Here is a 13,204-nt window from a genome sequence, read left to right as displayed (position 1 = left end):
CGGCACTCCTGGGGAGAAAAGCCGGGGATTATCGAGACTGTTTCATGGGGAAGTCGGTAAGCGGGAGTGGTGCAGATGCGGCGTGGCCGAAGCGCAGAACCGGTGTTCCACTGCGAGGACGAAGTTCTTGTGAGAGCGCCGCTCCTGGCACGGTCGAGGGCCCGCGGGACCTGGCAGTTGGGCGAGCGAGGGAGGCCGGACGAGAACGGCGGCGAGTCGAGCGGGCCCGCAGACGTCGGCGTACTCCGTGCCCAACTCGCGGAACTGGTCGCCGACGCACGATTCCGGGAGGCACTTGAGGTCTCCAGCCCCTCGCTCGCCCGGACCGTCGACGCCGTCCTCGCGAACACGCCCGTAACCGCCTCGGACCTGCGCAAAGCCCATCGAGCCGTCACCCGCTATCTGCTCAGGGCCGCGTCGCGGCCCACCCCCTTCGGCCTGCTCGCGGGTGTCCTGTGGGGCTCCTTCGGGGCGGCGACCAAAGGCGAACTCACCGGCGCTGGACACAAAGCCGCACGGCTCGACGCCGGACTGCTGGCCCGGCTGATCGCCGAGTGGGAGCGCGACCCGGCCGTGCACCGAGGGCTGAGCGTGGTGGCCAACGGGCTGTGCTTCGTGCGCGGCGGGCGCCTGGTCCTGCCGTTCGCGCCGGCCGGACCCGGCTCGGACACGACAGGCCCGCCGGGCGGCGACCGCCCCACCTCACGGACACTGCGCAACACCCCGGTCGTACGCGCCGTGCTGGAGGCCGCCGCCCGGCCCCTGCGCTGCGAGGACCTGGTGCGGGAGGTCGAAGCGGCCTTCCCCGGGGCGCCCGAAGGCGCCGTGGCCCGTCTCGTCGCGCAGCTCATCGGCGCGGAGGTGCTCCTGACGGAGCTGCGTCCGCCGCTGGACGCCCCCGATCCGCTGGCACACGTCGAGGCGCTGCTCCCGGCCGCCACCCCCGCCGCCCAGCGCATCGCCGAACTGCGCACATCCCTCGACGACTACGTCCGCGCCCCGCTGGGAGAGGGAAGGGCCGCCTGGCACAAGGCACTTGGGGCAGCCGCCGGGGCCGTCAAGGACACCCTGCCCAAGGAGACCAAGGACGCCGTCGCGAGCGGGCACGCCGTCCAAGTGGACCTTCGTCTGGACGGCACCGTAGTCCTCTCGCACCACGTGGCCCGCGAACTGGAGCGCGCCGCCGCCGCACTGTGGCGCCTCTCGCCTCCGGGAAGGGGGCGGCTGACCACGTACCACCAGGACTTCGTGGAACGGTACGGACTGGGGCGCCACGTCCCCGTCAAGGAACTCCTCGACCCCGACATCGGCCTCGGCGCCCCCGCCGGATACCGACTGCCCCCGAGCCACCGCCCCGACCCGGGGCCCGCACCCCTGGGAGCCGAACGGCAGCGGCTGCTGCTGGGTATCGCGGCCGAGGCGCAGGCACGCGGATCACGCGAGGCCGTCCTGGACGAGCAGTGGCTGCGGAGACTGGAAGCAGCCGACCACGGCGACTCCACCGACGGCGACGCCCTCACCGGCACCGTGCCGCCGCCCGCCATCGAACTCGTCGTGCAGATCGCGGCGGAGTCGGCCGCCGCGATGGACCGGGGCGACTTCACGCTCCTCCTCAACGGCGCGGCCACCGCCTCCGGCGGTTTCATGGGCAGGTTCGCCCACCTCTTCGAGCCCGCACAGGCCGCAGCCGTCCGGCAGACGGTACGGACCGCGCGCGAAGACACCGGACGCCTCCCCGTCCAGGTCCACCACCAGGCATCGCACCACCGGCACGCCAACGTCGCCCAGGTGCCGACCTGGCTCGACGGACGCCTCGTCATCGGTGCCCACCCCAGCCCCGCCGCGCCGGGCACCACCGACCTCACCCTCGACGACATCGCCGTCTCCGCCGACTCCGAAGGCTTCCGGTTCGTGTCCGCCTCGCTCGGCCGCGAGCTGGCCCCGTCGGCACTTCACGTACTCAACCGCGAGCGCACCGCGCCCAACGCGGTGCGCTTCCTCATCGAAGCCGCCGCGTTCGGCCCCAGGCAGTGGCACCTGTGGGAATGGGGCGCCGCCGCGGACCTGCCGTTCCTGCCCGCCGTACGCGTGGGCCGCACCGTCCTCACCCCGGCCCGCTGGCGCCTTGAGACCAGCCGGTCCCTGGAGGAATGGCGCTCCCTGTGGCGCGTACCCGACCACGTCCAGCTCACCCTCGGCGACCACCGCATCCCCCTCAACCTCACCGTCCCCGCGCACCGGGAGATCCTGCGCCGCGAGTGCGCACGCACGGGCGCCGCCGAGGTCCACGAGCTTCCCCTGGCCCAGGACCCCGACGCCGGCTGGCTGCACGGACCGGGCGGCGCCCACGAGGCGGAGGCCGTAGTAACCCTGACACCCCGCCGGCAGCACCCCCGGCCCCAGCCGCGGCCCGCGAAGCCCGTACGCGTCACGGCCCGGCGAGGCACCGGCGAGATCCCACCCGGTGGCCCCTGGCTGTACGCGACGCTCTACACCTCCGCCGAGCGCCAGGATGAAGTCCTGACCGGGCCGTTGCAGCGTTTCCTGACCGCGTTGCCCTCCCGGGGCAAGGAACCGGGAGGCGTCGACCGGTGGTTCTTCATCCGGTACGCCGACCCGGACCCCCACCTGCGGCTGCGAATCCACGGCGACCCGGCCCTGCTCAACAACGTACTGCTGCCCCAACTCCACGACCTGGCCGGACAACTGGCCGCCGACGGCCTCGCCCGGGGCCTGCGCATCGACAGCTACGCCCCCGAAACCGAGCGCTACGGCGGCCCCGCCCTGCTCACCGCGGCCGAGGAGGTGTTCCACGCGGACAGCCGACTGGTCCTGGAACGGCTCGCGGCCCCGGCCTCCGACCGCATCCTCTCCGCCGCACACGACGTGAGCGCCTTGGTGCACGCCTTCCACCGGGGCTACGGCGGGGACTGGCGGCAGTGGATCACCACCACGTACCCCAAGCGGGAACAGCACCACCAGGCATTCGCGGCACGAAGGAAACCGGCCCTGGCGCGCATCACATCGGACGGCCCGGAGACGCACGAACACCACACAGCGCCGGAACGCTTCGGACGACTGGTGCGCGAGCAGCAGCACCGCGGCACGCTGAGCGTCTCCCCGGACGCGGTGCTCGCCTCGCTCGTCCACATGCACTGCAACCGGCGCCTGGGCACGGACCGTACGGCCGAGGCACAGACCCTGGCGGTCGCCCGGGGCGCGATCCAGGCACATCTCGACCGTGAAAGGGCCGGAGCATGACCGAGAACACGATCACGCTGCTCACCGAGCGCCTGGCCGATCCGGTCTCCCTGGCCGCACAGGTCACCGCGGCCCAGACCCCCGAGTCGGCCGAGACCCGGTCCCTCTGGCACCCCCAGTCCCTCGCGGACGGCCACGCCGGGGTGGGACTCCTTTTCGCGGCACTGGCCCACACCGATCCCGCGCACGCGCGAACCGCGCACGCCCACCTGACGGCCGCGGTCACCGGGGTGAGCAGGCCCGCACGCGAAGGGCTGTACGCGGGACTGCCCGCGGTCGCCTTCGCCGCCCGCACCGCCGTCACCAAGCCCGGTGAGTACGCGGCGCTCCTCACCAAGCTGGACAGCCAAGTCGCCCTCCGCGCCCGCGAACTCGTCGAGCGGGACACGGCCAGGGTGGCGGCCCGGCGGGCCGGAGCCAGGATGCTCGACTACGACGTGGTGGCGGGCCTGGCCGGCCTGGGGCGGCTGCTCCTGGCGGCCGGACCCCCTCACCGGGACACCACCGAACTGGTCCTGGCCCACCTAGTCGCGCTCACCCGCCCGGTCACCGAACCCGGCGGAAGGACCGTGCCCGGCTGGTGGACCGCCGACCCGGTCCTGCTCAGCGAGCCGGACGGAGTGCCCGGCGGGCACTTCAACGCCGGTCTCGCCCACGGCATCCCGGGCCCCCTCGCCCTGCTCTCCCTCGCCCACCGCGCGGGCGTACGCGTACCGGGTCAGGAAGCGGCCATCCGCACCATCGCCGAGTGGCTGCTGGCCCGCCGCAGCCCCGACGGCATCGGCTGGCCCAACATCGTCCCGCTGCACGCCGAACTGACGGCGGCCTCCGGCGGACGCCCCGACCTGACCGAGGCCCGCACGGGCTGGTGCTACGGAACCCCCGGTGTCGCCCGAGCCCTCCAACTGGCCGCGCTGGCACTGAAGGAACCGGACTGGAACCGCCAGGCGGTGACCGCGGTCGCCACCGCCTGCGACCGCCGCGACCTCGCCGACCCCACCCTCTGCCACGGCCTGGCGGGGCTCACCACGATCGCGGCCCTGATGTCCCAGGAGCCCGGCGGAGACCGGCTGGCCACGCGGATCCCGGCACTGACCGACGAACTGGAGGCCGCGGGAGATCCCGCACAACCCTTCCTGTGGACGGCCGCCACACCCGGCGGCGGCCCCGTCGTGCACCGCCCCGGCTTCCTCGACGGAGCAGCCGGCACCGCACTCGCCCTGCACTACGCGAAATACCCCGAGGCGCCGCTCGGCGAACTGCCCTGGCAGGCCGCCCTCCTCCTGTGCTGACCCGTGCCGACGCCCCCCCCGCAGGGTGAACGCGTCGTCCACCACGGAACTCCCGGCACGGCGGCGGAGTCAGTCGAACAGGGGCGAACCGAGCGGGCGTTGCTGGTCGAACCCGGGGAGGATCAGGAAGGTCGCACTGGCCGTCGTGGTGGTGAAGGGCAGCAGTGCGTCGGAGGCGTCCATGCGGCTGAGCGTGGCCGTGAAGGTCCGCAGGTCGTTCTGGAAGCTGATGAAGAGCAGACCGGGCGCGGGCTCGTCGGTGCTGTAGGAACGGCGGAGCATGTGGCCTACGCCGACCACGGTGGGGTTCGCCCTGCGGACATGTGCGTCCACAGGGACGAGATAGCGGCCGTCAGGCGTCTTGGCGCCGAGTTCCGGGCCCGAGGCGACGGTCCCGCCGGAGAGGGGTACGCCGCTGTCCCGGCGCCGCCCGAAGACCGCCTCCTGCTCGGCGACGGACAGGGCGGCGAACCGCGTCAGGTCGAGTTCCATCCGCCGCAGTACAGCCAGCGTGCCGCCGACGACCGAGGGGGGCCCGGCCAGCCACAGGTCACGCTCTTGCTCGGCGCTCGTGTGCGGGCCCACGATGCCGTCGATGAAGCCGAGCAGGTTGCGCGGTGCGGTGAGGCCCTTGGCGACGGAGACGTCCGCACCGCGGCGTCCGGTCTGCCGCCACCGTTCACGGACGCGGTCGCCGGCCTGGTCCAGCAGCGCGGCGGCGGCGACCGGTACGAGCAGTGCGTCGCCGGCGCAGATCTGTATCAGCAGATCACCGCCGCGTGCCGGCGGGGCGATCCGCTCGCGGGAGAACCGGGGGAGGTCGGCCGCGCCAGGCAGTGAAGCACCGGCCGTCCGCACCAGCCGCGGACCCACGCCGACGGTCACGGTCAGATCACCCGGGGACAGGCCAAGGAGACGCGAGTCGGATCCGGTGGTGAGGGCGCGGACGGTGTCGCCGAGTTCGGCCAGCAAGGGGCCGGGCGCCACCCCGGCGCCGAGGTCGGCCACCACGGCCAGCAGGTTGTGCTGCGCCGAGCGGGGAAGTGTGACGCCCGCCTGATGCCGTCCCGTCGCCGGAACCGGCGCGGGCGTGGGCGTGGCCGGTGGGGAAGGGGCGGGCCGGCCCGGTGGGGCGGAGTCCGATGTGCACCCGGCGAGGAGTCCGGCGGCCACCGTGGCGCCGGTGGCATCGAGGAACGCGCGGCGTGACGGAGTGCGATCGGCGCGGTGCATGAAGTGAGAGTGCCACACCCGCCTGGTGTCCGCCCGCTCAACTTCACTGTTCCGGCGGGGAATTGGCCGTCGTGCCAGACTGGGATCATGTCTCGATCAGCTCTTCGCGTGATGGCGGCGTTACTGGGCGCACTGACGCTGGTGACCGGTTGCAGCGGTGGTGGCGGCGGTGGTGGTGGCTCCGGCGGCGACGACGGTTCGGACAAGGGCCGGCGGCCGGAGGGTGCGCAGGTGACGATCCGTGTGCCCGGCGACGCCCCGACGATCTCGGCCGCGGTGTCCCTGGCCAAACCCGGCGACCTCGTGTTGGTGGCTCCGGGTGTGTACCACGAGTCGGTGAAGATCGACACGGCCCGCATCACGCTGCGGGGCGAGTCCCGGGAAAAGGTGGTCATCGACGGGCAGTTGCGGCGGCCGAACGGCGTTGTCGTCACGGCGCCCGGGGTGGCCGTGGAGAACCTGACCGTGCGGAAGAACACACAGAACGGGGTGCTGGTCACCGGCTCCGCGGCGGCGGTCGCGGGGCTGCCGGGAAGCGGCGGCTACGACACGGGCGACGAACCCGTCAGCCTCCTGAAGTCGTTCCTGGTCTCCCATGTGACCGCGACCCGCAACGGTCTGTACGGCATCTACGCGTTCTCCGCGCAGAACGGTGTCATCGAGCACTCCTACACATCGGGCGGCGCGGACTCAGGGATCTATGCCGGTCAGTGCAAGCCGTGCCGGATCGTCGTGCGGGACAACGTCGCCGAACTCAACGCGGTCGGCTACGAAGGCACCAACGCGAGCGGCGACATGTACGTGGTCGGCAACCGTCTCGTCGGCAACCGCGTCGGACTGACCACCAGCTCCGACCACCAGGAGAAGCTACTCCCGCAGCGCGACGCCGTAGTCGCCGGCAACCTGATCGCGGACAACCAGCAGGCCCGGACCCCCGTACAGGCCGACGGTGGCTGGGGCCTCGGTATCGGTGTCGACGGCGGCAGCGACAACCAGTTCATCCGCAACCGGATCACCAGCAACACCCACGCCGGGCTCGTGATCACCGCGACCGCCGATCTGACGGCGGACCGCAACCGGATCACGGACAACACCTTCACCGGCAACGGCATCGACGTCGGCTGGACGTTTCCCACCGCCACTCGCGGACAGGGCAACTGCCTGCGGGGCAACGTGCTTCGCACGACCGTACCCGCAGGGCTCGCGGACTCGGCGTCCTGTCCGGTGCCCGCCAAGTCCGTTACCCCCTCAGGCAGTTGGACTCGTCCGACGGCCCCCGCGGGCATCCCCTTCACCGAGGTGGCCGCGCCCGGCCCGCAGCCGGAGTTCCCGCGGGCCACCTCCACCGGCGCCACCGATGTGCCGGACGTTCCGGCGCTGCCGGACGTCGCGGACATCGCGCTGCCGTCGGCTTCGCTGCTCGCCGCCGGCGCGCGGGTGCGGACGTCGTGAACGGTGCTACGGCGCCGCCGTGGTTCCAGGTACCGGCTGGACGGGGACGTACTTCCGCCTGTCGAAGTCGAAGACCACCGGCTGCGGTTCAGAGGCGAGACTGGCCTGAACCCGGTGCATGGTGCCGTCCGCGCCGATCCAGTAGCGCACCGTCTGTGACGTAGTGGCTTTGGTGTCGGCGTCCGGCCCTCTCATGATGTCCGTCCGGTGGCCGTGCACTTCGTCCTGCCCGACCCATGCGGCGCCGTTCTGCGGAAGGAGTGCGGCGTTGTCCGGCCGGTCGTTCCCGAGGCTGAGCGCGATGGCCAGCGAGCTGTCCAGGGCCATGCCGGACCTCTGCAGCGGACGGCTGTGCCAACCCGACGCGGGCGGCGACGCGGGCGCGGCTGCCGGGGGGTCTGTCATGGGGTGAACGAGGACGGTGGTGGTCGTCCACTGGATCAGCCCGTCGCTGGACGTGTCGCGCCCGGTCCCGCGTACCACCCCGTAACCGGTGTGGGTGCGGTAGTCGATGGACCCGGTGATGACCAGCCCGCCAGAGGTGTTCGGCACCGTGATCGTCACCGCCCGGCCCCCCGCCTGGTAGTTGAGGAACCGTGTGATCGCCAGCCTGTTCACCTCGTCCGAGGTCAGCGCCCGCGGGCCGGTGGGGCCACCGCTGTCGCCGAGGAGGACGACGGTGGTGGTCGCGGCAGCCGCGATACCGATGACGGCGGCTGCCACCCACCGCCACCTCGGCCACCGGCGCCTGCCTGCTCCGCTCCCCACGCGACTCCGCTTGTTGTCGACGCCCCGCGTTCTGATGGTCCGCGCTCTGATGGTCCGCACGCGGCGCGACTGTAACAGGTATCCGCCGCGGCACCATCAAACTCTGCGTTTACCGGACATGACGCTCAGTCAACTTGTATGCTCACGCCTGCATTTGCCGGGTTGGCAAAAGCGTAGGACGACGCAAAGGAGCGCCATGTCATTACGCGGACTGGTGCGGGTGGGGCTGACCAGCCTCTTATTGGTGGGGGGCAGCACAGGGACGATCTTCATGGGCGCCGGGCAGGCCGGCGCTTCGGCAACGGACGGAACCCTGACCGTCGAGGTGCTGAGGGACTTCTTCGGCACCGGCGTGATCAACTCGACCATGGACGTGCCTCAGCGGGGAATGAAGGTCGACGTCTCCGACCCCGCCGGGCATCACGTCACCGGTGTCACGGATGCCACCGGAAAAGTCATCGTGCCCCCGTCGGGCGAGCTGACCGGCGGCAAGTACCGGGTCGATGTCACCGTCCCCGCACCGTACAGCGACTATCTGCGGGCGGCGCCCGCCTCGACCGCGCCGAACCACTTCGACAGCTTCACCACGTTCGTGAACGTCGCGGACGGCAAGGACGATTCGGTGATCACCGGGGTCTGGGACCCGGCCGACTACACACTGCCCGAGTCCCGCTACTTCGTGCCGATCCAGAGCGGCGCCGGCGGGACGGACACCCGGGCACTGGTGGCGTTCGGGACGGACGTCCGCGGCAACTGCCCCGCCCAGGCGGCCTGCCCGGAGGTGCTCAACACCCAGGAGCAGGTGGGCACGACCTTCGGTCTCGCCTACGACAGGTACCGCGAGCAGCTCTTCCAGTCGGCGTTCGCCCGGCGGTACACCGAGTACGGGCCGGAGGGCGGTGACGCGATCTACACCGTGCCGGCCGACGGCGGGGGCGCCACGAAACTGTTCGCGAAGGTGCCGGGCGCCACGAAGACGGCGCACGACACCGCCAACCTGATCAAGGACGCCGGGTTCACCGACGCACCGGGCAAGGAGAGCATCGGCGGCCTGGCGCTGTCCGAGGACGGCTCGACCCTGTACGCGGTGAACCTGCTCACCCGCAGCCTGGTCAGCTTCGACGCGACCAAGCCCACGGCCTCGGCGCCCAAGGCGACCGTGCAGATCCCCGATCCGGGCTGCACGACGGCAGGCGACTGGCGCCCGTACAGCGTGGCCACCCACAACAACACCCTGTACGTCGGGGGAGTGTGCAGCGCGCAGAGCACACAGAAACGCGCGGATCTGAAGGCCGTCGTCGCCACCTATGACGGCGAGAAGTTCACCACCGTGCTGTCCCAGCCGCTGGACTTCGAGCGCGGCAGCGTGCTCACCAGCAACTCAGGCCGCGACCAGGTCAATCACTGGAACCCGTGGAACAACGACCTGGAGGACTGGGACACCTTCGACGTCGGTGGCGCGATGATGAACCCGCAGCCGGCGCTGGCCAGTATGGCCTTCGCCCGCGACGGTTCGCTGATCCTCGGCTTCCGCGACCGGTTCATGGACATCGTGAGCTGGGGCGGCCTCGACCCGAGGCCCGGCAACAACACCCCGCAGAACGGCATGTCCGGCGGCGACATCAACATGGCCTGCGCCACGCCTACCGGCGGGTACGAGTGGGAAGGCACCGGAAACTGCCCCGACCACGCCACGGACCCGACCCTCGACGGGGTCCAGCCCCCTGGCGTCGTCGAGTACTTCCCGGGTGACTTCTTCCCGAACGGCGGCTCCGCGACCCAACCCGGGCCGCACCAGGAGTCCGCGCTGGGATCGGTCGCCTACATCCCGCAGCAGCAGTGGGTCGTCAGCACACAGATGGACCCGACCGGCAATGTCATCACCGACGGAACCGGCTACTACGACGTCGCCACCGGCCTCGGCCCCGGCAACGACCCGGCCAAGAACGCCTACCAGTTCATCGGCCCGAACCAGAACGGGTTCGGCAAGGCCGGTGGCCTCGGCGACATCGCGTACGCCGCGGCCAACGCACCCATCCAGATCGGCAACGTGGTCTGGTTCGACGGCGATCACAACGGCATCCAGGATCCCGGTCAGGTGCTGCTGCCGGGTGCGACGATCAACCTGCTGGACGCCGACGGCAAGCAGGTCGCCACGACCACGACCGACGCCAACGGCGAGTACTACTTCGGCGGAGTCGGCGCGGAGTACGAGCTGACACCTGGCGCCAAGTACACGGTGCAGTTCGATGTGTGCACCGCGGACACCAGCGAGGTGCCGGAGCAACCGGCCGCCACCGACCTGCGGTTCACCCTGCCGCGGACCGGTGACGACCGTGTGCACGACTCGAATGTGACCCCGCCGACCACCGGCCGCCTGTGCAACGGGTATGCCCCGGTCACCGCACCGACCAGGCCGGGAGGGGTCGATCACACGATCGACGCCGGCGTGTACATCCCGAAGGAGGCATCGCCGACACCCACGCCGTCGGCAACATCACCGACACCGACACCGGCGCCCCCGACGGGCCCGGCGCCCAACACCCCGGGACCGGCCGGCGGCCGGACACCTGGTTCACTCGCGAACACCGGCACGTCCGACGTGGGACAGATTCTCTCCCTCGTCGCCCTGCTGCTGGGTGCGGGTGGGGCAGTCGTCCTCATCAGCCGTAAGTGGCGCGCCAGGCGCCACTGACATCCGAATCCCCCGACGGGCCGGTGCGACGCGCCGGCCCGTCGGCATGACCACCGGCATGACCGCCGGCGGAACGATCCAGGGTGTGGCGGCCTTGGCTGTCCGTGCGCGGTTTGAGGCCGTAGTAGATGCGTGGTGCGCCGTCGAGTGTCAGTGTCGCGTTGCCGCTGGTCACCGGGATCTGACGGACCTGCCCGATCGCGTCCACCTGCCGTACGGCGGTCGTGGCGGCGACCGTGATCGGGGTCTTGGTCGGCCAGGGGTCGACCCATACCTCGGGGGCGGGGAAGTGCCAGTCGGTGCGCGGCCCTGCGGTGTTCAGTAGGTAGCCGTCGGCGCGGTTCCACAGCACGGTCACGGGCCCTGCGGGTGTGTCGAACCACAGGCCGAACGTCTGTGGGTCGGTGAAGGTCAGCCATCCTCGGAAGGTGGCCTGGTCGAGTGTGCGGGCTGCTGTCGCGTATGCCAGAAGGGACGGCTTCGGGCTGAGGTCGCGGTTGGTCAGACCGTAGTGGTACTCGACGTTGTCCGGGTCGGCGACCTGCGGCATGCCGAGCACACTGTCGTGGAACTGGTACCAGCACACGCACCGGACCCCCTCGGCCTTGGCCAGTGCGAGGGTGAGCAGCACGTTCTCCGCGGCGTGCCGGTAGGTGTCGTGCCACCAACTGTTGGGCTTGGTCGGCGCGTAGGCCTCGGTCAGCCAGATCTCCTTCTCGCCGTGCTGGGCCATCAGCGTCTTCAGCTGTCGCAGGCCACCGTAGAAGTTCCAGTAGGTGCCGGTGCCGCCGGTGCTCCAGTCATCGCCCGGCGGTATGTAGTCCGGGGTGAAGTTGCCGCGTCCCGGGTGGTAGGCGAAGGCGTCGATCAGGCCCCAGCCGCCTGCCGCGATGAAGTTTTCCACCCATGGTCTGTCCATGCCGGCCAGCCCGTTGTTCATCAGCTTGACGGTGTCGCCGGTGGCCGCTCGCCGGTCGAAGACCGGCCGTAGCGCCTTGTCCAGGTATGCCTGTGCGGCGGCGCCGGTGTTGAACGGCCTGTTCAGCTCGTTGCCGACTTCGAAGTATCCGGCGCCGGCGGCGACCGCGACCGCCAGTTTGTCCGCGGCCCAGGTGGCCGCCTGGGCGTCGGTCACCTCCAGCGACGGTTGGAGTTCGATGTTGTGCCGTATGCCGCGGGCGTCGAAGGCGGCGGGCGGCAGCCCCGGGCCGCCGTCGTATGCGATACGCACCAGGCCGATGCCGACCCGCTGCCACAGGTCGAGCACGGCGTCGGCGCTCGGCCGTTGCAGCCACGGGTAGTTGGCGATGGCGAACATGCTGTCCGTACCGGCCTGGTAGTCGAACGGCGGCAGTACCGCGAGGTTGGTCCGGGCGAACGCCTCGTCATCATGCGACCGGACGACCACTTCGGCCAGTGCGATCCCGCCCGAAGGCGCGGTCAGGGCGAAGGTGTACTGCCACGTGCCGGCCGCGGGGACGCTTCCGGTCGCGGTCTCGGCGGCCAGCAGTTCGCCGTCGAAACCGCGCATCCGCAGTTCCAGGTCGACCGATGTGGCTGCGCCGCCGTTGGCGACCAGGGCGGTCAGCTCCATCTGGTCGCCGGCCGACTCGTACAGGTTGAAGTCGCGGTTGGTGGTGAGTTCGAGGCCGAGCGCACGGCCCCGGCCGATGGTGGCGGTGGCCGAGGGGCGGGTCTCGGAGAAGAAGAAGTCGGCCCGGCTGGTCCAGCCGCCGGCCGGGTCGGCCACGCCCGGCGCGTGCACCCAGGTCGTGTTCGTCCAGGCCTGGCGGGAGCGGTCCAGCAGAAAGAGGCCGTGCAGACCGGTTGCCCAGGCAGAGGTGTGTGCGACGCCGAGAGTGTCCTCGTACGGGATGCCACCGCCCGCGTCGCGGACCCATTCGGTGATCGCGATGTAGTCGTCGGGCGCGGTCGGCGCCTGGATCGCCCGGCTGAACAGGAAGCCGTCCGCGACCAGCGTGTCCGCCCCGGTGATGCGCCACTCCAGCCCGGCGTGGGAGGTGCCGACGCTGAACCAGCCGGTGACGCTGGTCGGGCCGGCGGCGGCGTCGAAGGTGTAGTCCATCCGGATCGCAGGTGTCCCGTCCGGGAGCGCGCTCAGGGTCGGGGTGCCGCCGGTGGACACGTGGATGCCGGTGACACTGTCCTTGACCTGGAACTTCGACCCGGCCGACCGCGTGACACCGCCCGCGTCACGGATGGCGAGCCTGCCGCCCGGACTGGCCAGCAGGCTGATGCCGCCGGCGGTCAGGGTGACGTCGCCGGCCGCGGCGTGCGCGGCGATCGGGGCCGACTCGGCGACGAGTACGACGCCGGCTGCGAGGGCCGCGCCGAGGAAGCCTCGGCGAGGGAGAGTGGGTCGGGGTCGGGGTCGGGGGAAGGGCTCGGGGGTCATCGACGGCTCCTGTCCAGCGCTCGGAGGCGCACCCTGATAATGCCTATCTTCAGTTCCGTGAACGATACGTTTCCAGTCCGCTACCTG

Annotated in this window: 7 protein-coding genes; 4 read left to right on the top strand and 3 right to left on the bottom strand. The window is 71.3% G+C overall.

The features are described 5' to 3' along the window. The first annotated feature begins 129 nt into the window (after positions 1–129). Both ACIQNU_RS32500 and ACIQNU_RS32495 read left to right on the top strand, forming a co-directional pair. Entirely contained in the window at positions 130–3,261 is a 3,132-nt protein-coding gene (locus tag ACIQNU_RS32500) for a lantibiotic dehydratase (RefSeq protein ID WP_401373238.1), read from the top strand. Beyond that, positions 3,258–4,553 (top strand): lanthionine synthetase C family protein, encoded by a 1,296-nt coding sequence (locus ACIQNU_RS32495; protein WP_401373236.1) that lies wholly within the window; start codon positions 3,258–3,260, stop codon positions 4,551–4,553. Before ACIQNU_RS32500 ends, ACIQNU_RS32495 begins: the two co-directional genes overlap by 4 nt. Before the next feature lie 69 nt (positions 4,554–4,622). On the opposite strand, the gene ACIQNU_RS32490 is transcribed toward ACIQNU_RS32495, so the two are convergent. Further along, on the bottom strand, positions 4,623–5,786 hold the full coding sequence (locus ACIQNU_RS32490; RefSeq protein ID WP_401373235.1) for a Dyp-type peroxidase: 1,164 nt from the start codon (positions 5,784–5,786) through the stop codon (positions 4,623–4,625). An 87-nt stretch (positions 5,787–5,873) separates the two neighbouring features. Between ACIQNU_RS32490 and ACIQNU_RS32485 the strand changes: the two genes are divergently transcribed. Next, on the top strand, positions 5,874–7,238 hold the full coding sequence (locus ACIQNU_RS32485) for a right-handed parallel beta-helix repeat-containing protein (protein WP_401373234.1): 1,365 nt from the start codon (positions 5,874–5,876) through the stop codon (positions 7,236–7,238). Between the two features lie 6 nt (positions 7,239–7,244). Here the strand turns inward: ACIQNU_RS32485 and ACIQNU_RS32480 are convergent, their stop codons facing one another. Beyond that, positions 7,245–7,961 (bottom strand): hypothetical protein, encoded by a 717-nt coding sequence (locus ACIQNU_RS32480; protein WP_401373233.1) that lies wholly within the window; start codon positions 7,959–7,961, stop codon positions 7,245–7,247. Positions 7,962–8,202: 241 nt separating this feature from the next. Between ACIQNU_RS32480 and ACIQNU_RS32475 the strand changes: the two genes are divergently transcribed. Beyond that, a complete protein-coding gene (locus ACIQNU_RS32475) occupies positions 8,203–10,701 on the top strand; it encodes an SdrD B-like domain-containing protein (RefSeq protein WP_401373231.1) in 2,499 nt (832 codons plus the stop codon). On the opposite strand, the gene ACIQNU_RS32470 is transcribed toward ACIQNU_RS32475, so the two are convergent. Continuing rightward, positions 10,670–13,117, bottom strand: a complete 2,448-nt coding sequence (locus ACIQNU_RS32470; protein WP_401373229.1) for a hypothetical protein — start codon at positions 13,115–13,117, stop codon at positions 10,670–10,672. The two genes, ACIQNU_RS32475 and ACIQNU_RS32470, sit on opposite strands and share 32 nt — an antisense overlap. Positions 13,118–13,204 lie beyond the last annotated feature (87 nt).

The sequence above is a fragment of the Streptomyces sp. NPDC091292 genome (assembly GCF_044757265.1).
GTDB lineage: Bacteria > Actinomycetota > Actinomycetes > Streptomycetales > Streptomycetaceae > Streptomyces.
Note: the sequence above shows the minus strand (reverse complement) of the source record. Positions and strands in the feature narration are given on the sequence as shown.

What these genes read in the sequence shown, in the direction of transcription:
- ACIQNU_RS32495 (WP_401373236.1), top strand. Translation starts at nt 3,258, where the DNA reads ATGACCGAGAACACGATCACGCTGCTCACCGAGCGCCTGGCCGATCCG.
- ACIQNU_RS32490 (WP_401373235.1), bottom strand. Translation starts at nt 5,786, where the DNA reads ATGCACCGCGCCGATCGCACTCCGTCACGCCGCGCGTTCCTCGATGCC.
- ACIQNU_RS32485 (WP_401373234.1), top strand. Translation starts at nt 5,874, where the DNA reads ATGTCTCGATCAGCTCTTCGCGTGATGGCGGCGTTACTGGGCGCACTG.
- ACIQNU_RS32475 (WP_401373231.1), top strand. Translation starts at nt 8,203, where the DNA reads ATGTCATTACGCGGACTGGTGCGGGTGGGGCTGACCAGCCTCTTATTG.
- ACIQNU_RS32470 (WP_401373229.1), bottom strand. Translation starts at nt 13,117, where the DNA reads ATGACCCCCGAGCCCTTCCCCCGACCCCGACCCCGACCCACTCTCCCT.